Below are 20302 nucleotides of genomic sequence, written 5' to 3'. Positions count from 1 at the left end.
CGGCAGGGTGACGTGGTCAGCTCGGCAGTGACCTGGCAGGCCCGGGGTGCAGACAAGACGTGTACGCCTGTCCTCCCCTAACGTCCACCAGTGAGCGTCAGCTGGTGCCGCGCACCACGAGCCGGTGCGGGGCGACGATCGACCGCGGCGGCCCGGGTTCGGCGGCCAGGCAGTCCAACGCGAGTTCGGCGATCCGGTCCTTGTCCGGGGACACCGTCGTCAGGGCCGGGACGCTGAACCGGCCGTCCTCGATGTCGTCGAACCCCACCAGCGCGAGGTCGTCCGGTACGCGCAGGCCGCGGTCGGCGGCGGCGCGCACCGCGCCCAGCGCGAGTTCGTCGGTGAAGCAGAAGACCGCGTCGGGGGGCTCGGCGCGGTCCAGCAGCTCCAGCATCGCCCGGTGCCCGTCGGCCCGGTGCAGGCGCTGGACCGGGACCTCCAGCCTCGGGAGGTCGCCCAGCGCTTCGCGGTAGCCGGCGAGCCGCTGGCGGGCGGTCGCGTTGAGCGAGCGCGGCTGGATGCCCACCGCGGCGATGCGCCGGCGGCCGGTCGCCAGCAGGTGCCCGGTGGCCTCACGCGCGGCGGCGATGTTGTCGATCGCGACGTGGTCGACCCCGGCCGGGCCGTCGTGCTCGCCGAGCAGCACCAGCGGGACGGTGTCGGTGCGCGCGGCCAGCTCGGCGGGGGCCACCGCCCACGGGCTGAACAGGACGCCGTCGACGAGCTGGCTGCGGCGGCCGTGCAGCAGCTCGGTCTCGCGCTCGGCGTCGCCGTCGGTCTGGTCGATGAGCACGGTCAGGCCGCGGCGTCCGGCGATGCGGACCGTGCGCGCGGCGAGCTCGGCGAAGTACGGCGAATCGATCTCCGGGACGACCAGGGCCACCAGCCCGGTCCGCCCGCGCCGCAGCGTCCGGGCGGCCATGTTCGGCCGGTAACCCAGCGCGTCGATGCTCGCCTGCACCCGCTCCCGGGTCGCCGGGGCCACGTAGCGGAAGCCGTTGACCACGTTGGACACCGTGCGCACCGACACCCCGGCGTGTTCGGCCACGTCCCGCAACTTCGGGTTCACGTCGGCAGCCTACCTCTTGCAACGTGGCATGCCACGTTGCAAACTGAAGTCGCCACGCCGTCGTGACTACTCGGAGGACCGGATGACCACGAACCTGACCGCGCCGCTGCCCGTCGCCGAAGTCGAATCCCTGACCGGCCGGCTGTACGAGGACGGCATCATCGGCTTGCCCCGGGCCTTCCCGCGCGAGTGGGTGGCCCGCCTCGGCGAAGACATCGAAGCGGCGTTCACCGAGGCCCGCGCCCGGCCGGACGGCGCCGTCGGCCGCGGCCCGAACCGCTACTACGTCGAAATCCACCCCGAACAGCTGCGGGGGTTCGCCGACCTGGCCGGGCACCCGTGGATCACCGCGGTGGCCCAGGCCGTGCTGGGACCGGAGTACCGGATCGTCGAGGTCGGGTTCGACGTCCCGCTCGCCGGCGCGGTCGACCAGCCGTGGCACCGCGACTTCCCGATGCCCGAGGAGACCGCGCGCCACCGCCGGCTGAACTCGCTCGCCATCAACGTGACCGCGGTCGACACCGAGCCGGACATGGGCCCGTTCGAGATCGCCCCCGGCACCCACTGGGACGACGGCGCCGCGTTCGACCACGGCATGTTCCCGCCGCGCTCGGCCTACCCGCGCTACCGCTCGCTCGCGGTGCGCAAGTTCCCGCGGATGGGCGACATCTCGATCCGCTCGGCGCTGACCGTCCACCGCGGCACGGCCAACCAGTCGGCGAAGTCCCGGCCGGTGCTGGTGCTGGGCCTCGACGCGCCGGGCGCGGGCAACGACGAACGCCACGACACCGCGGTGACGCACGGTTTCTGGGCGTCCCTACCGGACTCCGTGCGCGCCCACCTGCACTGCCCGATCGTCGACACCCTGGAGCCGATCACCCAGAAGCACACCATCGAGGGCCTGGTGATGGGCGAGGAACAGCCCGGTTCCTGATCCCGGATGTTTGCCCGCCCGGCTCGGGGGCACCTCAGTGTCATGGTTGAAGCAGGGATCACCGAGATGTCGGGGCGCGCCGGGGTCGTCGCCGGGTTGCGCCGGGTACTGCTGGCGTTCGGGGTCGGGGGTGCGCTGGCGTGCCTCGCCTGGATGGCGTTGTGGCTGGCGATGCACTTGTAGGGGCTAGAACTCGTCCGACCTGGTCAGTTCGTGCTCGAGCGAGTCCGCCCGCGCGACGACCGCCTTGAGCGGACGCTCGAACTCGTGCCCGATGCTGAGGTCTTCCAGCGGCACGGTGTGCTTGAGCAGCGCGACGCCGTCCACCACGGCCGCGCCGCCGACGGCCGACGAGCCGGCCAGCTCGAGCAGGCGCCGCAGGTCGATCTTGTCGGCCCAGCCGACCGGTGAGGAGATCTCCACCCACGCGCCGCCGTGCAACTCCTCCACGTGGTGCGCCGTCACCTGCTGGGTCCGGTCGTCCGGGCCTTGCAACCGGAACCGGAGCCAGCCGTCGGTTTCCTCCAGGACCTCGTACCGCGTCCGGACAAAGTTGATCACATCGGTCCAGGTGGTCACCCGCTCCGCCTCTCCCTCGGGCCTGCTGGTCGCAGCATCTCACGAGCCCCTGCGTCAGATGATTCCGGCTTCGATCAGCTGCGGCCAGATTTCGCTCTGGTTCGCGACGGTCACGCCGTGCTTCTCCGCCTTCGTCAGCTTGGCGGCACCGACGTCGGCGCCGGTGATGAGCAGATCCGTGCTCGCCGAGACCGACGACGCGATGGTGGCGCCGGCCTTCTCGCAAAGCCGCTGGAACGTCGGCCGGGGAACCTTTTCGCCCGAGCGCGGGTCGCTGATCGAGCCGGTGACCACCACGGTCTTGCCGGCCAGGGGAGCACCGGCCGCGACGACGGGCGGGAGGTCCTCGTCGCGGACGTCCAGCGACACGCCCCGCTCCCGCAGCCGCTCGAGCTCGGGCCGCAGCCGCGTGAGGTGCTCGATGAGGGACGCGGCGACCTTCGGCCCGATGTCCTCGACGGCGACGAGCCCGTCTACGCCCGCCGCGGCGACGTCCTCCAGCGAACCGAACCCGGCCCGGCAGAGGCGGGCGGCGGTGCCTTCGGACGCCATCGGGATGGCGAGCCCGATCAGCGCCCGGCGCAGCCCGACCGACCGGCTCGCGTCGATCGACTCGATCATGCGGGTGGCCGAGACCTCGCCGATGCGGTCGAACTCCAGCAGCCGTTCCTTGGTCAGCCGGTAGAAGTCCGACGGGTGCTCGAGGTCGCCGGACTCGGCGAGCCGCTCGATCCAGACGCCGCCGATGGCGTCGATGTCCGCCGCGGCCCGTGACGCCCAGTGGATCAGCCGCCGCACGGTCTGGGCGGGACAGGCGACGTTGGTGCAGAACAGCTCCCGGCTGTTGCCCTGCTCGGTCAGCGGCTGCCCGCACGACGGGCAGGCGGACGGCGGGACGATCTCCCGCTCCTCGCCGGTGCGCTTCGACGCGTCGAGCACGCCGGCCACGAACGGGATGACGTCCCCGGCGCGGCGGACCAGGACGGTGTCGCCGATCTTGATGCCGCGGGCCTTGATCACCTCCTGGTTGGCCAGCGTCGCGCGGGTGACGGTGGTGCCGCCGACGAACACGGGTTCCAGCCAGGCGACCGGGGCGATCTTGCCGGTCTTGCCGACGTCCCAGACGACGTCGGCCAGCACGGTGGTCTTCTCCTCGGCGGCGAACTTGAAGGCGAGCGCCCCGCGCGGCGAGCTCGACCGGGTGCCGGCGGCGGCGTAGGCGGTGCGGTCGGCGAGCCGCAGGACGGCGCCGTCGAGGTCGTAGTCCAGCTCGTTGCGCTGCCGTTCGATCTCGCCGATGACGGCCTGCGCCTGCGCCGCGTCGCCGCACCGGCGCATGTCGGCAGCGGTGAAACCGAGCGTCTTCAGGGCGCTGCCCAGGTCGGTGTCGGCGCTGTCGGGATCGGTGTCGAGGTCGAAGGCGAAGAAGCGCAGCCGCCGTTCGGCGACGGTGGCGGGGTCCTTGGCCCGCAGCGTGCCGGCGGCGGCGTTGCGCGGGTTGATCAGCGGCTTGTCGGGGTGCGCGACGTTGTAGGCGGCGAAGGTGGACCGCAGCATGACGGCCTCACCTCGCACCTCGACCCGGCCCGGCGCCTTCAGCCGGTCCGGGATGCCGTCGGTGAGGGCCCGGACGAGCATGGTGACGTCATCGCCGGTCGTCCCGTCGCCGCGGGTGACGGCTCTCAGCAGCCGGCCGTCCTCGTAGACGATGGCGAGGGAGAGGCCGTCCAATTTGGGCATGACGACGACCGGCTGGCCGGGGAAACGGTCGAAGAAGGCCTCGACCTGCTCGGGTTTCGTGGCTTTCTCGAGGGACAGCATGGGCCGCGAGTGCCGGATCGGGGCGTGCAGCACCGCGGGGGCGCCCACCTGGTCGAGGGGGTTCGGGTCCGGGGTCAGGTCCGGGTTCGCCTCGATGAGCCCGCGCAGCTCGTCTTCGACCGCGTCGTACTCGGCGTCCGCCACCAACGGCGAACCCCGGTAGTAGGCGTCGCGGAGGACCACGACGCGGTCGGCCAGTTCCTGTATCCGGTCTCGAGCTTCCACGGGGGAGACGTTACCGGTCGGGTCCGACAGTTCGGCTACTTCGGGGTCGCTCGTCCGGGCGGCTCTCCGGCACGCGGGTTCGGTGCGGCGTACCGGTTCCCGCTCGCATCTCGCTGCGTGCGGAACCTTCGCGTAGTCCTGCTCAGCCGTCGCCGAACCGGTCGCCGATCTCCTCGACCTCCGGCAGCCCCACCAGTTCCGCGAAGTCCGTCAACCCCGGCAGCTCACGAACCACCTCGACCGGCGTCCCGTCCCGCGCGATCCGGCCCAGCACCGCGCGCATCGCCTCCGTCGCCGCCAAAAGCGTCGAGATCGGGCAGATCACCACCCGGAACCCCAGCGAGCGCAGGCGATCCAGCCCCAGCGGCGGGGTCTTGCCGCCCTCGGCCCAGTTGAACAGCAACGGCACGTCGCGGAACGTCTCCGCCACCCGCTCGATCTCGGCTTCGGACTGCAGCGCCTCCACGAACAGCAGGTCCGCGCCCGCGTCCCGGTAGCGGTGGGCCCGGTCGATCGCCGCGTCGAGGCCTTCCACCGCCCGCGCGTCCGTGCGGGCGATCAGCAGGAAGTCGGGATCCGAGCGAGCGGCGACGGCCGCGCGGAGCCGGTCGGCCATCGTCGATGCCGGCACCACGCGCTTGCCTTCGAGGTGCCCGCAGCGCTTCGGGGCCACCTGATCCTCGAGGTGGATCGCCGCCACTCCGGCGGCTTCGTATTCGCGGATCGTGCGGATCACGTTCAGCGCGTTGCCGTAGCCGGTGTCCGCGTCGGCGATCACCGGAACCTCCACCGCCGAGCGGATGCGGCTCGCCGCCTGGACCATCTCCGTCATCGTCAGGAGCCCGACGTCGGGACGGCCCAGTAGCGACGCCGTCGTGCCGAAGCCGGTCATGTAGACCGCGGGGAACCCGGCCGCCTCGACCAGGCGGGCGCTCAGCGCGTCGTACGCTCCCGGGGCGACGACGAGATCGTCGCCCGCCAGCAGCTCGCGCAGCCGCGCCGGTCCCGGAACGCGCGGACCCAGCAGATCGGCCACGGCGATCACCTCCTCGCGGGGGCGTTCCCGAGCTGTCCCGGAGCCAAACCCACCCGCTCGAACACGATCTTCTCGTACGGACCGGCCGTGCCCGTCTCGTACAGGACTCCGAGCGTGGCCGGGTCGGCCTGCACCAGGTCGGAGTAGGCCGCCGGCCCGGTGGTCAGCGTGCGGCCCGCCTGCCACGTCCGGCCGCGGTCGGTGCTCAGCCGCAGCCGCATCGCCGCGCGCGTGGCGGGGTCGGCCGGACCCGAATAGACCATCAGCCACGGGATCGTCGTCTGCAGGACACTGCCCTCGACCTTCGTCCCGGACAGCGACGGCTGCACCTGGTACGGCCGGACCAGCGTCTTGCCGCCGTCCACGCTGTAGCCGTCGACGCGGTGCTCGGCGGCGGACCCCTGGTTGCGGCTGGAGAAGTAGAGCGTGCCGTCGGGCAGCTCGGTCGCCGACGTCTCGTTCGCCGCGACGACGCCGTCGGTGCGGTCGTCGGTGAAGCCGATGTGCCAGGTGCGGCCGTCGTCGTCGCTGTAGAGGTCGTGGCCGCCGTAGTACTTCGCCTCGGTGCCGACGTCGGGCGAGCCGGCCGGCGGCGAGCTGGAGTGGTTGGCGGGCACCACGATCCGGCCCGCGTGCGGGCCGTGCCGCAGCAGCGTGGCGTGCCCGGGGCCGGTGGCGTACCAGCGCCAGCCCGGCAGCTTCGCGTCGGCGGTGATGTCGCGGGCCGGGGACCACGTGCGGCCGTCGTCGCGGCTGCGCAGCACGAAGACGCGGCGGGTGTCCTGCGCGGAAGCCTGTCCGGACATGATCTGCTTCTCCGAGACCGGTCCGTTGTGGACGGTCAGCAGCACGAGCTCACCGTTCCGGGTGAGGACCGGTGCCGGGTTGCCGGCGGTGGCGTCGCCGTTGCTGTCCACCACGGACAGCGGACCCCAGGTGCAGCCGCCGTCGCGGGAGGTGCGCGACACCGTCTGGATCGCGCCGGAGTCCCCGGCCGAGTCTCGCCGTCCTTCGGCGAAGGCGACGAGCGCGCCGTTCGCGGCCCGGATCACCGCCGGGATGCGGAAGGTGTCGTAGCCCTCGGTACCGGAGGTGAAGGCGACGGACGACGCGCATCCGTGCGCCGGGCCGGCGGTGGCCGCGGGGGTGACGGACAGCGCGGTCGCCGTCGCCGCCAGAAGGATGGTGCTGAACCTGCGCATCGGGGACACGGTTCGACCTCCTCGTCGAGGTAGGACATGGGATGTCTGACGTCCTATGTCCCGACAACCTAAGGAGGCGGGGCGCCTCCGTCAAGGACCACGCTGAGTGCCCGGCCCGGTACGCGGTGCGCGGGTGTGGCGACCACCCACCCGCATGCGCCATGCTGAAGGCATGGGGTGGGGATGGCGGGTGGCAGGCGTGGCCGTGGTCGCGGGGTGCGTGGCATGGGTGGAGGCCGGTACGTCGTTGTCGCCCGACGACTACCGGGCGGCCGCCGATTCCGGAGCCGCCCGGGCGAACCGGGAGATCAACGACCGCTGGGCGGCGAAGCCCCTGACGGACGTGTCACCGCGCCTGCCGTGGGCCGAGTGGGCCGAACCGAGCACGCGTGAACTGTGCGAAGTCGACTCCGCCACCGAAATCGGTGCCGGGAACCCCGGCACGATCACCTGCCGGACGACCTACAGCCGGAAGGCGGGCTTCGACGGCGATTTCCCGGCGCGCCTCGGTGAGATCGACGCCGCGGTCCGGGCCTCGGGCTGGCTCGAAGACCTCGGAGGGCGCCAGAGCGCGCTCGACTACTACCGGGTCACCGAGGCCCGGACGGGAAAGGTCGACGTCGGCACCGTGCCCGAGACGAGTTACCTCCTACCGGAGCGTGCACCCGGCACGCCCGGGTGCACCTCGCCGGGCGCCGTCACCGAGTCCTGGGTGGAGCGGTCGACCGACCTGTCCCGGGGGTTCGACGACGGGCCGGTCGCCGACGCGCTGTTCGAACGGGCGAGCGGACCGCAATGGCGGCCAACCGCCGCGGACCTCCTGACCCGCCACCGGTACGTCGTGACCTTCGCGCTGAGCACGGAGTGCCGGCTCAAGGTCGGTTAGCGCACGGTCCGAAGTACAGGCACTCGACCAGCGCGTGGACGTCGTGCGCCCGCGCGAGCGGCTCCAGCTCGTCGAGCATCGCCGTGAGCGTGACCAGGTCGACCCGCCCGTCACCGGTGAGCGGGAACTGCCGCTCGCCCGTGTCGTGCTTCGGGCATCCGCTGCCGCGCAGGTTGCCCGCCGGGACGACCGCGAACACGACCTCGCCTTCGTCGCCGAAGGTGAAGTAGCACTGCAGGACGACCGGGGTCGTGTCGGAGACCGTGTTGGTCCGTCCGCCGCCGAAGCTGGCCGGGTACGACCAGCCCGCCGTGGCGTCGTCGAGGAACTTGACGTCGGCGGGTCCGGTGTCCCCGTCCAGCCGCCAGCCACGCGCCAGCACGTGGTCGTGCACCTCGAGCTGGCGGGTGATGAGCAGCGTCGCGGTCATGCTCCCAGTGTGGCCCACGCCGTCGCCCACGATCGGGTGACCTACCAATGGGGCTGGATCACCGGCGCCAAGCCTGATAAGCCTCTGCGCGTGACGATGGACCTGCACAGCATCAACCCGTGGGAAGTGTCGTTCCTCCGCGAGGAGGTCGGCGGCTACTTCGCCCACGGCGTCGAGCTCGCCCCCGGCGCGACGGTCCTCGACGTCGGGGCCAACGTCGGCGTCTTCTCCGCGGCGGTCTACGAACGGCTCGGCGGTGACGTGCGGATCTTCGCCTTCGAGCCGTTGCCGCCGCTCTACGAGAAGCTGGAGAGCAACGGTCGCGACTTCTTCGCGGGGCGGCTGAAAGCGCTGCCCTTCGGGCTCTCGGCCGGGGAAGACGAGCTCGACTTCAGCTACTTCCCGGGCGCGACGATCTTCTCGTCGTCGTGGCGGGACGAGGGGAACGTCGAGGCGGAGCGGAAGCGGGTCACCGCCAGCATCGTCGCCATGATCCGGCAGGGCGGCATGGGCCCGGCCGCCCGCCGCGTGCCGGCGCCGATCCTGCGTGGCCTGGTGGGCCGTCAGCTGAAGGTGATGCGCGACCTCGAGACGCACCGCGTGCGGGTCCGGCCGCTGTCCCCGGTGCTCGACGAGGAGGGGATCGACCGCATCGACCTGCTCAAGGTCGACGTCGAGGGTGCCGAGCTGGAAGTGCTGCGGGGGATCGAAGAGCGCCATTGGCCGCTGGTCCGGCAGGCGGTCGTCGAGGTCGAACGGTGGACCGAAAACCGTGACCGCGTCCGCGAAGTCTTCGCCACGCGCGGGTTCACGGTCGAGGCCGTACAGGACCCGGTCCAGGAAGCGGCCGACATCGGGATGGTGTTCGCGCTCCGCTGACCCTTGCCTTGACGCGGGCGTCACTGTTTAGCGTCGCCCCGTGTGAAGTTCGGAATCAGCTACAGCACGCCCCACTTCGGGGTCGACCCAGACAACCTCACGCGGTTCGCGCGGGACGCCGAAGACCTCGGCTTCGAATCGCTTTACGTGCCGGAGCACGTCGCCCTCCACCCCGGCGCGAAGATCGGGCCGATGGAGCTGGACCCGGCGCTGCCCTACGGTGACCCGCTCGAGTGCCTGACGTTCGCCGCCGCCGGCACGCGGCACATCCTGCTCGGCACCGGCGTGCTACTGCTGCCCTACCACCACCCGGTGGTGCTCGCCAAGCGGCTGGCGACGGTCGACCTGCTGTCCGGCGGGCGCCTGCGGCTGCTCACCATCGGCGTCGGCGCGCTGCCCGGCGAGGCCGCGGCCGCCGGGGTCGACTTCGCCACCCGCGGCCGCCGGGCCGACGAAGCGATCGACGTCCTGCGGCTGCTCTGGGCCGGCGGCGCGGACGGCGTCAGCCACGCGGGGGAGTTCTTCACGCTCGACGCCGTCTGCAGCTTCCCGAAGCCGGTCGGCGGCGACCTGCCGATCCACGTCGGGGGTTCGAGCGCGCCCGCCGCGCGGCGGGCCGGGCGGCGCGGGGACGGATTCTTCCCCGGTGGCCTGCTCACGCCGGACGAGCGCCGCCGTCAGTTCGAGCTCGCCCGGGCGGCCGCGATGGAAGCCGGCCGAGACTCGGATGCCTTGCAGTACACGCGATGGGGGTCGATCGGAATGTCCGAAGTGGACGTCGAACGGTTCGCGCGGGAAGGCGTGACCCGCCTCGTCGTCAGCCCCGCGACCGCCGACCCGGTGGCCCAGCGAGCGGAGATGGCGGCCTTCGCCGAGCGGTTCGCCCTGGTTCGTCCGGTTGGGCCAGTCGAGTGACGGCGCAGGAGTCGTAAATTTTCTGATCGGTGTCTACTTCTTGCGTGACGGCGCTCACTTGTTGCATGCTCGGGTGGCTCAGGCTCCCGTCCCCCGCCGTCTCGAAGAAGAGAAGACGCCATGACTCGTACGCGCCTGTCCCGGCTCGTCGCCGGTTTCCTCGCCGTGGGACTGTCCGTCACCGGACTCTCCCTCGCCTCGGCCGCGAGCGGGCCACCCGGCGCACCCGAAGCGGCCGCCGCGCCCCCGGCCGCCGTCGCGGACGTACCCCTGACCCGGACGGTGTCGGCGAGCAGCGCCACGCCCGGCTACCCCGTCGCCAACGCCGTCGACGGGAACCAGGCCACCTACTGGGAATCCGCGAACAACGCCTTTCCGCAGTGGCTCCAGGCCGACCTCGGCTCCACGAAGTCCCTCTCGCGGATCGTGCTGAAGCTGCCCGCCACCTGGGAAGCCCGCACCCAGACCCTCGCCGTGCGCGGCAGCACCGACGGCACGAGCTTCACCGACCTCGCCGCGTCGAGCGGGTACGCCTTCGCGCCCAGCGCCAACACCGTCACCATCCCGGTGACGGCCTCGGCCCGGTACGTCCGGCTGACCGTCACCGCCAACACGCAGTGGCCGGCCGCGCAGCTCTCGGAGTTCGAGCTCTACGGGCCCGACACCGGGGACACGCAGGCGCCGAGCGCCCCGGCGAACCTCGCGCTGACCGAGCCCGCGTCCGGCCAGGTCAAGCTGACGTGGTCGGCTTCGACCGACGATGTCGGCGTCACCGGCTACACCGTCTACCGCGACGGCACGCCCGTCACCACGGTCACCGGCACCACCTTCTCCGAAACCCGCCCCGCCGGCACGCGCGTCGAGTACTTCATCCGGGCCAAGGACGCCGCCGGGCACGAGTCCGCCGACAGCAACCACGTCGTGCGCCAGGGCACCCAGGCCGGCCAGAACCTCGCCGCGGGCAAGCCGATCGAGGCGTCGTCCAGCGTCTTCTCCTTCGTCGCCGCGAACGCGAACGACAACACCACCGCTACCTATTGGGAAGCTTCCGGTCAGGCGAGCACGCTGACCGTCAAGCTCGGCGCGAACGCCGATCTCGACCAGGTCGTCGTGAAGCTCAACCCCGACCAGGCGTGGGCCGCGCGGACGCAGAACTTCGAGGTTCTCGGCCGCGACCAGGGCGCCACCGCGTTCACCTCCCTCAAAGCCCGTGCCGACTACCGCTTCGACCCCGCGGCCAACCAGAACACGGTGACCGTCCCGGTCAGCGGCCGCGCGGCGGACGTCCGGCTGCAGTTCTCCGCCAACTCCGGCGCGCCCGGCGCGCAGGTCGCGGAGTTCCAGGTGTCCGGCACCCCGGCGCCGAACCCGGACCTCGTCGTCACCGGCACCACCTGGACCCCGGTTAACCCGACGGAGACGAGCCAGCTCGGGGTTTCCGCGACAGTGCGCAACGCGGGCACCGCGGCCTCGGGCGCCACGACTGTCAACGTCAGCCTGGGCGGGACCGTCGTCGGCACCGCGGCGGTCGGCGCCCTCGCCGCGGGTGCGTCCGCGACCGTGACCGTGAACGCGGGCACCCGGCCGCAAGGCTCCTACAGCGTGTCGGCGACGGTCGATCCAGCCAACACGGTCGTCGAGCAGGACGACACGAACAACACGTTCACCTCGCCCACCCAGCTGGTGATCGCGCAGGCGCCGGGCCCGGACCTCGAGGTCACCGGCATCACGTCGAACCCGCCGAACCCGGCGGCCGGCACGGCGGTGTCGTTCACCGTCGCGGTGCACAACCGTGGCACGAGCGCCTCGGGCACGTCGGTGACCCGGTTGACCGCCGGCGCCACCACGCTGACCGGCGCCACGGCCGCGATCGCGGCCGGTGCCACGGCGAACGTCGCGATCTCCGGCACGTGGACCGCCACCAGCGGCGGGGCGACCCTCACGGCGACCGCCGACGCCACGAACACCGTCGCCGAGACCAACGAGTCCAACAACGAGCTCGCGCGGGCGATCGTGGTGGGCCGCGGCGCGGCCGTGCCGTACACCGAATACGAAGCGGAATCCGCGCAGTACCAAGGACAATTGCTCCAGACCGACCCGCTGCGCACGTTCGGCCACACGAACTTCGCGACCGAGTCCTCGGGCCGCCAGTCCGTCCGGCTGGCGAGCCAGGGCCAGTACGTCGAGGTCACGTCCACGAACCAGGCCAACTCGATCGTGGTGCGCAACTCGGTGCCCGACGCGGCCGCCGGCGGCGGGCAGGACTACACGCTCAGCCTGTACGTCAACGGGACCTTCGCGCAGAAGCTGACGCTGTCGTCCCGGCACAGCTGGCTCTACGGCACCGCCGACGACCCCGAAGGCCTGACGAACACGCCGCAGGGTGACGCGCGGCGGCTGTTCGACGAGTCGCACGCGCTGCTGGCCCAGTCCTACCCGCCGGGCACGAAGTTCAAGCTGCAGCGGGACAACGGCGACAACGCGGCGTACTACGTGATCGACCTGGTCGACCTCGAGCAGGTGGCGCCCGCGCTGCCGAAGCCGGCCGAGTGCACGTCGATCACCGAGTACGGCGCGGTGCCGAACGACGGCGTCGACGACGCGCCCGCGATCCAGCGCGCGGTCACCGACGACCAGAACGGCAGGATCGCCTGCGTCTGGATCCCGGAAGGCCAGTGGCGGCAGGAAGCGAAGATCCTCACCGACGACCCGACCGTGCCCAACGGCGGCGGCCAGTACAACCAGGTCGGCATCTCGAACGTGACGATCCGCGGCGCCGGCATGTGGCGCTCGCAGCTGTACTCGCTGATCCAGCCGCAGGACGCGGGCACCATCAACCACCCGCACGAAGGCAACTTCGGGTTCGACATCGACAAGAACGTCCAGCTCTCGGACATCGCGATCTTCGGGTCCGGCCGGATCCGCGGCGGGGACGGGAACGCCGAAGGCGGCGTCGGGCTCAACGGCCGCTTCGGCACCGGCACGAAGATCTCGAACGTGTGGATCGAGCACGCGAACGTCGGCGTGTGGGTCGGCCGCGACTACAGCAACAAGCCCGAGCTCTGGGGCCCGGCCGACGGCCTCGAATTCAGCGGCATGCGGATCCGCGACACCTACGCCGACGGCATCAACTTCGCCAACGGCACGCGCAACTCGCGGGTGTTCAACTCGTCCTTCCGCACCACCGGGGACGATTCGCTCGCGGTGTGGGCGAGCCAGTACGTGAAGGACCCGTCGACCGACATCGGGCACGACAACGTTTTCACCAACAACACGATCCAGCTTCCCTGGCGCGCCAACGGGATCGCGGTCTACGGCGGCTACGGGAACCGGATCGAGAACAACCTCGTGTCCGACACGATGAACTACCCGGGCATCATGCTGGCGACCGACCACGACCCGCTGCCGTTCTCCGGGCAGACGACGATCGCGAACAACGCCCTCTACCGCTGCGGCGGCGTGTTCTGGGGCGAGCAGCAGAAGTTCGGCGCGATCACGTTCTTCGCGCAGGGCAAGGACATCCCGGGGGTGACGCTGCGGGACACCGAGATCCACGATTCGACCTACGACGGCATCCAGTTCAAGACCGGGGGAGGGGTGGTGACGGCGGCGATCTCGAACGTCAAGATCGACCGGTCCGTCAACGGCGCCGGGATCCTCGCGATGAGCGGCGCCCGCGGCAGCGCGACGCTGACGAACGTGACGATTTCCGGTTCGGCGAAGGGCGACGTCGTCATCGAACCGGGGTCGCAGTTCGTGATCACCGGCGCTCCGATCCCGGCGGTGGTCGCCTCCGGCCGGCGTAACGGGAAGTGACGGAAGGGGGTGCCTCGGCACCCCCTTCCTCACGCGTCGACCAGGTGCTCCCGCAGCAGTTCCCGCCGGCGCTTGTCCGTGACCCACCACTTGCGGGCCCCGGGCTTGCGGGCCTCGTACGCCAGCTGCTTGACGGTGCTCGCGCAGACGAGCTCCTTGACCTTCGCCCCGAGCCGGCCACCGAGGTGGAGCCGGATCGCCGTGTCGTCGCGGCGGGAGAACTGGAAGATCCCGGCGCGGCGTCCCAGGCTCAGGCACTGGCCGGCGAACCCGACTTCGGCCGGGGCGGGCCGGGCTCCCGCGAGCCGGCTGAGCACCGTCTCGGCGGCCTGCGGGCCGAGCTGGACCGCCGACTGGCAGCCCATCCGGTACGGCAGGTCCGATGGCGCCGCCGCATCGCCGGCCGCCACGATCCGGTCGTCGTCCACGCTCGTCAGCGTCTCGTCGGTGCGCAGCCGGCCCAGGGCGTCGGTGCTCAACCCGCTGCGCGTGGCCAGGTCCGGCACGCCGAACCCGGCGGTCCAGATCGTGATCGGGCTGGGCAGCTCGCGGCCGTCGGCGAGCCGCACGGCGTCGCGGGTCACCTCGCTCACCACGGCATCGGCGAGCACGGTCACGCCCAGCTTCGCCAGCCGCCCGGCGACCGCGTGCCGGCCGCTCGGGTGCAGGTACGGCCCGAGCTGGCCGCCGCAGACCAGCGTCACCGCCCGGCCCGCTTCCGCCAGTTCGGCCGCCGTCTCGATCCCGGCCGGGCCCGCGCCGACGACCGTCACCGCGGACGCGGCGTCGAGGACCGGCCGCAGCCGCCGTGCTTCTTCGAAAGTTGTGACGGGGTAGGCGAATTCGGGCACGCTCGCGCCGGCGCTGCCCACGGCGTAGATCAGGTAGTCGTAGCCGAGGGCGCCGCCGTCCGCCAGCGTCACGCGGCGCGAGGCCGCGTCGATCCCGGTCACGCGGTCCACGACCAGCCGGACGCGCGCGGCCAGGACGTCGCGGTAGGCCACGGCCGCGTCGCCGGAGCCGGCGGCGAGCTGGTGCAGGCGGATCCGCTCGACGAAGTGCGGCCGCGGGTTGACCAGGGTGACCGCGACGTCGTCGCGCCGGGTCAGGCGGTTGGCGGCCATGACGCCGGCGTAACCGCCGCCGATCACGACGACCTGGGTGAGCTCGTTCATGGTGTCTCCTTCGCTGCCGGGTTCGGCATGGAGACACCGCGCGCCCTGGCGGTGTGACAGCTGTGGTTCAGCTCACGCGTCGGTGGGCGTCCGCGTCCACTGCAGGGCCGCGTGCCAGGCGGCGATGAGTGCCTCGTCGTCGGCGTAGCTCGGGCACGTCCCGACCGGGACCCACGTCTGCTCGACGGGTTCGCCGTCTTCGACGCGCAGGACGGTCACCCCGGCGTATTCCAGCACTTCACGGCTGTGCCCGGCGGGGACCGAGACCGCGCGGGTGCCCAACCGCAGCCGCACTCGTCGTTCGCCCGTCATCGACCTCGCTCTCCCTGTGATGCTCGACGGTGATGTCGCGTACCGGCCGTGATCTGTAACAGCCCGGTGCCCCCGGGTGCGGTGAACGGCCGGAATGGCCCGGCCAATGGCAGACGAAAGGGGAACGGGTGCGTCCGTTCGCGCTAATTGAGGTGTAACAATCTCCGGTCCCGGTCATCCACCGGTGGTGGGGGAACCGTCCTGGGGGAGGTGCCGAAGACATGACGCGGGGAAGTTTCGAGTTCGAGGCGGAGCCGGCGCAGCTCAGGCTGGTGCGGTCGTGGGTGCGCGAGCAGTTGGCCGCGACCGACGTGCCGGCCGAGGTGGCGGCGGACGTCGTGCTCATCACCGGTGAGCTGGCGACGAACGCCGTCCGGCACGCCGCCGGGCCCCTGCGGGCGCTGCTGATCTGCGGGGACGCCGCGGTGTGGGTCGGGGTGGAGGACGCCGGCGGGTCCGCGTGGTTCGACCCGGTCGTGCCCGACGCCGCCCCGGCGGGCACTGGGCTCACCCTGGTGGCCGCGTGTTCCGACCGGCGCGGGCACTTCCACCGCCGCGACGGCGGCAAGACCGTGTGGGCGGAGATCCCGCTCGCGTCGTGAGCCGGGCCTCGGTCAGCCGGTCTGCTCGCGGATCCAGTCCGCCACGACGTCGACCCGGGCGATCGTCTCCGCGCCCGGCTGGGGGCACGGCGGCCCGGTGTTCACGATCGCCACCAGGCGCCCGGTGCGGTCGCCGTCGTCCGAGACGAAGAACGGGCCGCCCGAGTCCTCCGGGCAGGGGCCGTTGTCCACCGTGCGGATGCCGATCGGCAGGGCCTCCAGGGTCGAGGAGGCGATGCCCGAAACCCGGAACCGTCCGCGCTTGAGGTGATCGGACGGGCCGAGCACGGTCGCCGAGTGCGAGCCCCAGCCCGCGAACTGCAGCTCCTCGCCGACCGACGGGCGCTTCGTGGCCAGCTCCACCGGGGTGATGTCGTCCACCGGCGCGCTGAGCTTCGCCACCGCCAGGTCGTTGACCGGCGACTGGCGGACGTCGACGACCACCGCCGTGTGCCCGCCGGGGTCGCTGTCCTTGAGCCGCCCGATCGTCACGGTCATCGTGTACGGCGGCCGGCCGCCGATCCGCGCGTCCTTGAGGTCGTGGAAGCAGTGCCCGGCCGTGACGACCCATTGCGGCGCCACCAGCGAGCCACTGCAGGCGCCGTCGCGCACGCCGCCGCCGGCGACCGGAATGTCGTCCGACGTCAGTTTGGCGTTGAACGGCAGGACCGGGTTCGGCGCGGGCGTCGTCGAAGTAGGCGGCGCGGGCGCCGGGTCACGGCCCAGTGCGGTGGTGTCGGGCAGGCTGTGCCCGCCGAGCGCCGCGGCCAGCGCGGGCCCGGCCGGCGCGCCGATGGCGGCGTTGGCGAACGCGATACCGGCCCCCACCAGCACCGCGACGGCCACCGCCCGCGCGCGGAAGCGGCGCCGTCGATCCGAAGTCGTCCTCACACTCTTAATGCACGGATGAGAGCCCGGTTTGGTTGTGCGGAGACCTCATTTGCGCTTGCCCGCTGCCTTCGCGATCGCCGGCCACAACACCGAAACGACCGCTTCGGGGATTTCGTCCCGGCTTTCCCCTCGGTAGAAGGCGGCGAAGTAGCTGCCGAAGCACATCGTCGCGATGGTGTGCTTGTCGATGTCGTCCCGCACCGCGCCGCTGTCCTGCAGCTGCGTCAGCACGTTCTCGACGAGCGTGACCCGCGGTTCGACGGCGTGCTCGCGCAGGATCCCGAGCAGTTCCGGCGTCCGGATGGCCTCGCCGGCGAAGTTGCCCATGAGGACCATGGCGTCCGGGTTGAAGTACGCGGGATCCAGCCGGCGGACGGCTTCGACGAGCGCTTCCCGCGGCGCCATGCTGCTCAGGTCGACGGCGTACATGTCCCGCTGCTTGCGGAAGCCGTAGTCCAGCGCGTCGACGACGAGTTCGAACTTGGTGCTCCACCGCCGGTACAGCGTCGGGCGGCTGACCTTCGCGTCCGAGGCGATGTCGCCGATGGTCATGAGCGAGTAGCCGTCGCGGACCAGCCGGTTCCGGGTGGCCAGGATGATCGCCTCGTCGAGCGCGGCGTCGCGGGGGCGGCCCCCCGGCCGGGGCGCCGCCTCGCCGGTCGTCGCTTCTTCGCCTGCTCGCGCCATGGGAGGAGCCTAGCGGATTCGTTACGATACCTGGCTGTTAAGTTACGATACTTGACTGTAACGAAACATCGGCTTACCTTCGGACCACCGACCGGAAGGAGCCCACCATGACCACCGCCCAGGAGCTGATCGACCGGAGCGTCCCGTTCCTCGACGCCGTCAAGAACCGGACCGCGGGAGGGGAGCTGGAGACCTGGCTCAACGAGCACCACGGCCCCGGCAGCCCGCTGTACGACGACCTCGCCCGGATGATCACCGACGGCGTCCGGGCCGGCTGGGCGGCGAACATCGAGGTGGACGGACCGAAGTACCGGCGCAGCCGGATCGCCGACCCCCAGGACGTCCTCAGCTACTTCAGCGTCACCGCCGTCTACATGGACAGCGTCGAGCCCTACCGCGGGCAGTACCACCAGCACCCGTACGGCGAGCTCAACCTGGTGGTGCCGCTCGACCCCGGCGCCAAGCTGATGGGCCCGCGCGGCTGGAGCGGCCCGGGCTGGACCGCACCGGGCCCGGGCAGCCACCACTACCCGGAGGTCAAGGGCGGCGCCCTGATCGCCCTCTTCTACCTGCCGGCGGGCCGGATCTCCTACGACATCACCCCGCCGGCCGAGTGAGCACCACCGTCGAGGAGGCGCTGCTGACCCGCCGCAGCTGCCGGGCGTTCCGGCCGGACCCGGTGCCCCGCGCGGTACTCGAGCGGCTGCTGGACCTGGCGGCGCGGTCGGCCAGCAACTCCAACAGCCAGCCGTGGCGGGTGCACGTGCTGACCGGCGCGGCGAAGCGGGCCCTGAGCGCGGACCTGCTGTGCGCGCACGACGAAGGCCGCCGCTCGGCGGGGGAGTTCGCCTACCAGCCCGGCGCGGACCGGTGGCCCGAGCCGTTCCGGTCGCGCCGCCGCCGCTTCGGCGAAGGGCTGTACCGGGACGCGCTCGGCATCGAGCCCGGCGACACGGCCGGCCGCCTCGGCCACCACCGGCGCAATTACGACTTCTTCGGCGCGCCGGTCGGCATGGTCCTGACGGTCAGCCGGCTGCCCCTGCAGGGCGCGCTGGTCGACGCGGGCCTGTTCCTGCAGGGGCTGATGCTGGCGGCGCGCGGAGCCGGGCTGCACACGTGCGCGCAGGCGTCGCTGATCGACTACCACCCGGTCCTGCGCCGGCACCTGCGGGTGCCCGGCGACCACGTGATCGTCTGCGGCATCGCACTCGGGTACGCGGACGAGGACCACCGGCTGAGCGATCACCGCACGACGCGCGAGCCGGTGTCGGCGTTCGCGACCTTCCACGAAGACCCGGCCTGAGCTCAGGGGCGTTGCCCCACCTCGTCGACGTAGGTCTTCACGGTCACGGCGCTGTCCTCGGTACCCAGGAACTGGTACGTCGTGGCGTCGAAGACCAGCACGATCGGCTGCGCCTTCGGTGAGGAGCCCGGGGGCATCGGAAACCTGATCCCGACGCCCGGCCGGCCGGCGCCGTCGGTGACGTGGTCCAAGGCCGTCAGGCCCGGCACCTTCGCTGCCGCCTCGAACAGCGCCGCATAGGACGCCGGCTGGAGGACCTGCTCGTAGGCGAGGGTGTAGACGGCCTTGCCGATGTAGGTGGCCCGGCCGTCGCGGTCGGCCTCTTCTTCGTAGAGGTAGGCCAGCATCGCGTCGGCCGTCGTCGGCAGATCCGTCCGGTAGACCTGCCTGGGTACGCAGTCCTCGAGCGTCCCTTCCGCGCGCGGGTCGTTCGTGCCGTACATCGGCGCTTTGCCGTTGCGGCAGCCACCTTCCTTGGTGCTGCCGATCAGGCTGTCGCGGGTGCCGTCGACCGAGAGCCAGACCTCGCGGTTGGGGGGAATGGCGTATTCGGTCTTCACGTACAGGAACTGGTCGGGGCGCGGCGGCTTGGCCGGCTCCTTCAGGGCGGTGCTCGCCGCTTCGGTCAGCACCTTGACCGGGTCGGCGTGCGCGACGCCGACGCCGATGCCCACCTGCTCGGCCGGGGCGAGCGCCACGACCGCGGTGATCGCCGCGGCCAGGCCGATCGAGGCGCCGGCGGCCCAGAACCAGCGCCGGGACCGGTGCGGCCGGTCACCGCGCGCCGCGGCCAGCAGCCGCTCCCGGGCCGGGGTGAGGTGCTCCGCCGGCGCGAAGCCGACGGCTTCCGCGCGCTCGCGGATCAGGTCGAGTTCATCCATGACCGGAGGTCTCCTTCGCGAGGTCGAGGGCGCCGAGCTCGGCGCGGACGCGGGTGCGGGCGCGGCTGAGCCGCGATTTCACGGTGCCGACGGGGATGCCCAGCGCTTCGGCGACTTCCTGGTAGCCCAGTCCTTCCGCGGCGACGAGCAGCAGGACGTCCCGCTCGCGCGGGCGCAGCGTCGCCAGGGCCCGGTCGAGGTCGGGGCCCAGGGCTTGGGCGCTGACCTGCTCGGCGACCCGGTCGGCGTGGCCGCCGTCCACGGCCGGCGGCCCGACGGCCAGGCGGAGCTTCAGCTCCCGCACCTCCGTCCGCCACTGCCGCGAGACGAGGTTCGTGGCGATGCCGTAGAGCCACGGCCGCGCGTCCGGCCGGGCCGGGTCGAACTTCGCGCGCTTGGCGAACGCGATGAGGAAGGTGTCGGCCAGGACGTCGTCCGCCGCGGTCGGGCCCAGCCGCCGGACGAGGTAGCGGTGGATGTGCCGGGAATGGCGGTCGAAGATGACCGCGAACAGGCTCGGCTCCCGCCGCGACCGCGCGATCACGCTCGCGTCGTCGTCGGCTTCGGTGTCTTCCGGGGTCATCGCCCGCCTCTCGCTCCGCCCAGTGTCATTCCCTGTTTCTCGCCGGACCGGGAACGGGTTCCGGCGAGGGCGGTCG

General features: G+C 72.0%; 21 protein-coding genes. 9 read left to right on the top strand and 12 right to left on the bottom strand.

Annotation, left to right across the window (positions count from 1 at the left end; all coding sequences use genetic code 11):
• Positions 1-97: 97 nt before the first annotated feature.
• Positions 98-1069 (bottom strand): LacI family DNA-binding transcriptional regulator, encoded by a 972-nt coding sequence (locus AB0M83_RS28590; RefSeq protein ID WP_364521480.1) that lies wholly within the window; start codon positions 1067-1069, stop codon positions 98-100.
• Between the two features lie 82 nt (positions 1070-1151).
• On the opposite strand from AB0M83_RS28590, the gene AB0M83_RS28585 reads away from it, so the two are divergent.
• Positions 1152-2003, top strand: a complete 852-nt coding sequence (locus tag AB0M83_RS28585) for a phytanoyl-CoA dioxygenase family protein (protein ID WP_364521479.1) — start codon at positions 1152-1154, stop codon at positions 2001-2003.
• Positions 2004-2045: 42 nt separating this feature from the next.
• Positions 2046-2186, top strand: coding sequence for a hypothetical protein (locus tag AB0M83_RS28580; RefSeq protein ID WP_364371141.1), 141 nt, complete (start codon positions 2046-2048; stop codon positions 2184-2186).
• Positions 2187-2189: 3 nt separating this feature from the next.
• Here the strand turns inward: AB0M83_RS28580 and AB0M83_RS28575 are convergent, their stop codons facing one another.
• From AB0M83_RS28575 to AB0M83_RS28560, 4 genes are all read right to left on the bottom strand, one after another.
• Entirely contained in the window at positions 2190-2582 is a 393-nt protein-coding gene (locus tag AB0M83_RS28575; protein ID WP_364521478.1) for a hypothetical protein, read from the bottom strand.
• A gap of 54 nt (positions 2583-2636) precedes the next feature.
• Complete coding sequence (ligA, locus tag AB0M83_RS28570) at positions 2637-4628, bottom strand: NAD-dependent DNA ligase LigA (RefSeq protein WP_364521477.1); 1992 nt, start codon at positions 4626-4628, stop codon at positions 2637-2639.
• Positions 4629-4770: 142 nt separating this feature from the next.
• Positions 4771-5664 carry an isocitrate lyase/PEP mutase family protein gene (locus tag AB0M83_RS28565; protein WP_364521476.1) on the bottom strand — a complete coding sequence of 298 codons (894 nt, stop codon included), beginning with the start codon at positions 5662-5664 and terminating at the stop codon, positions 4771-4773.
• 5 nt (positions 5665-5669) lie between these two features.
• On the bottom strand, positions 5670-6866 hold the full coding sequence (locus tag AB0M83_RS28560) for a sialidase family protein (RefSeq protein ID WP_364521475.1): 1197 nt from the start codon (positions 6864-6866) through the stop codon (positions 5670-5672).
• A 172-nt stretch (positions 6867-7038) separates the two neighbouring features.
• On the opposite strand from AB0M83_RS28560, the gene AB0M83_RS28555 reads away from it, so the two are divergent.
• A complete protein-coding gene (locus tag AB0M83_RS28555; RefSeq protein ID WP_364521474.1) occupies positions 7039-7752 on the top strand; it encodes a hypothetical protein in 714 nt (237 codons plus the stop codon).
• On the opposite strand, the gene AB0M83_RS28550 is transcribed toward AB0M83_RS28555, so the two are convergent.
• Entirely contained in the window at positions 7739-8182 is a 444-nt protein-coding gene (locus tag AB0M83_RS28550) for a hypothetical protein (protein ID WP_364521473.1), read from the bottom strand. The genes AB0M83_RS28555 and AB0M83_RS28550 overlap by 14 nt on opposite strands.
• 9 nt (positions 8183-8191) lie before the next feature.
• On the opposite strand from AB0M83_RS28550, the gene AB0M83_RS28545 reads away from it, so the two are divergent.
• From AB0M83_RS28545 to AB0M83_RS28535, 3 genes are all read left to right on the top strand, one after another.
• Positions 8192-9061: an FkbM family methyltransferase gene (locus AB0M83_RS28545; protein WP_364521472.1), complete on the top strand. Its 870-nt coding sequence runs from the start codon at positions 8192-8194 to the stop codon at positions 9059-9061.
• Positions 9062-9103: 42 nt separating this feature from the next.
• A complete protein-coding gene (locus tag AB0M83_RS28540; protein WP_364521471.1) occupies positions 9104-9976 on the top strand; it encodes a TIGR03619 family F420-dependent LLM class oxidoreductase in 873 nt (290 codons plus the stop codon).
• Positions 9977-10096: 120 nt separating this feature from the next.
• The gene (locus tag AB0M83_RS28535) at positions 10097-13792 is read left to right on the top strand and encodes a CARDB domain-containing protein (RefSeq protein WP_364521470.1); all 3696 of its coding nucleotides are present in this window, start codon (positions 10097-10099) and stop codon (positions 13790-13792) included.
• Between the two features lie 29 nt (positions 13793-13821).
• Here AB0M83_RS28535 and AB0M83_RS28530 read toward each other — a convergent pair whose 3' ends face one another.
• Complete coding sequence (locus AB0M83_RS28530) at positions 13822-14967, bottom strand: FAD-dependent oxidoreductase (RefSeq protein WP_364521469.1); 1146 nt, start codon at positions 14965-14967, stop codon at positions 13822-13824.
• A 72-nt stretch (positions 14968-15039) separates the two neighbouring features.
• Positions 15040-15279 (bottom strand): hypothetical protein, encoded by a 240-nt coding sequence (locus AB0M83_RS28525; RefSeq protein WP_364521468.1) that lies wholly within the window; start codon positions 15277-15279, stop codon positions 15040-15042.
• A 221-nt stretch (positions 15280-15500) separates the two neighbouring features.
• On the opposite strand from AB0M83_RS28525, the gene AB0M83_RS28520 reads away from it, so the two are divergent.
• Positions 15501-15881, top strand: a complete 381-nt coding sequence (locus AB0M83_RS28520; RefSeq protein WP_364521467.1) for an ATP-binding protein — start codon at positions 15501-15503, stop codon at positions 15879-15881.
• Positions 15882-15893: 12 nt separating this feature from the next.
• Here the strand turns inward: AB0M83_RS28520 and AB0M83_RS28515 are convergent, their stop codons facing one another.
• Together AB0M83_RS28515 and AB0M83_RS28510 are read right to left on the bottom strand one after the other, a co-directional pair.
• Complete coding sequence (locus AB0M83_RS28515; protein WP_364521466.1) at positions 15894-16772, bottom strand: trypsin-like serine protease; 879 nt, start codon at positions 16770-16772, stop codon at positions 15894-15896.
• A gap of 45 nt (positions 16773-16817) precedes the next feature.
• Entirely contained in the window at positions 16818-17459 is a 642-nt protein-coding gene (locus tag AB0M83_RS28510; protein WP_364521465.1) for a TetR/AcrR family transcriptional regulator, read from the bottom strand.
• A 107-nt stretch (positions 17460-17566) separates the two neighbouring features.
• Here AB0M83_RS28510 and AB0M83_RS28505 point away from each other — a divergent pair, with 107 nt between their 5' ends.
• The gene (locus AB0M83_RS28505) at positions 17567-18076 is read left to right on the top strand and encodes a DUF4863 family protein (protein WP_364521464.1); all 510 of its coding nucleotides are present in this window, start codon (positions 17567-17569) and stop codon (positions 18074-18076) included.
• Positions 18073-18762, top strand: a complete 690-nt coding sequence (locus AB0M83_RS28500; protein WP_364521463.1) for a nitroreductase — start codon at positions 18073-18075, stop codon at positions 18760-18762. Before AB0M83_RS28505 ends, AB0M83_RS28500 begins: the two co-directional genes overlap by 4 nt.
• A 2-nt stretch (positions 18763-18764) precedes the next feature.
• Here the strand turns inward: AB0M83_RS28500 and AB0M83_RS28495 are convergent, their stop codons facing one another.
• Positions 18765-19643, bottom strand: a complete 879-nt coding sequence (locus tag AB0M83_RS28495; protein ID WP_364521462.1) for a CU044_5270 family protein — start codon at positions 19641-19643, stop codon at positions 18765-18767.
• On the bottom strand, positions 19636-20226 hold the full coding sequence (locus AB0M83_RS28490) for an RNA polymerase sigma factor (RefSeq protein WP_364521461.1): 591 nt from the start codon (positions 20224-20226) through the stop codon (positions 19636-19638). Before AB0M83_RS28490 ends, AB0M83_RS28495 begins: the two co-directional genes overlap by 8 nt.
• Between the last annotated feature and the right edge of the window lie 76 nt (positions 20227-20302).

Source organism: Amycolatopsis sp. NPDC051106 (assembly GCF_040682775.1).
GTDB lineage: Bacteria > Actinomycetota > Actinomycetes > Mycobacteriales > Pseudonocardiaceae > Amycolatopsis.
This window is presented reverse-complemented; position numbering and strand designations above follow the sequence as displayed.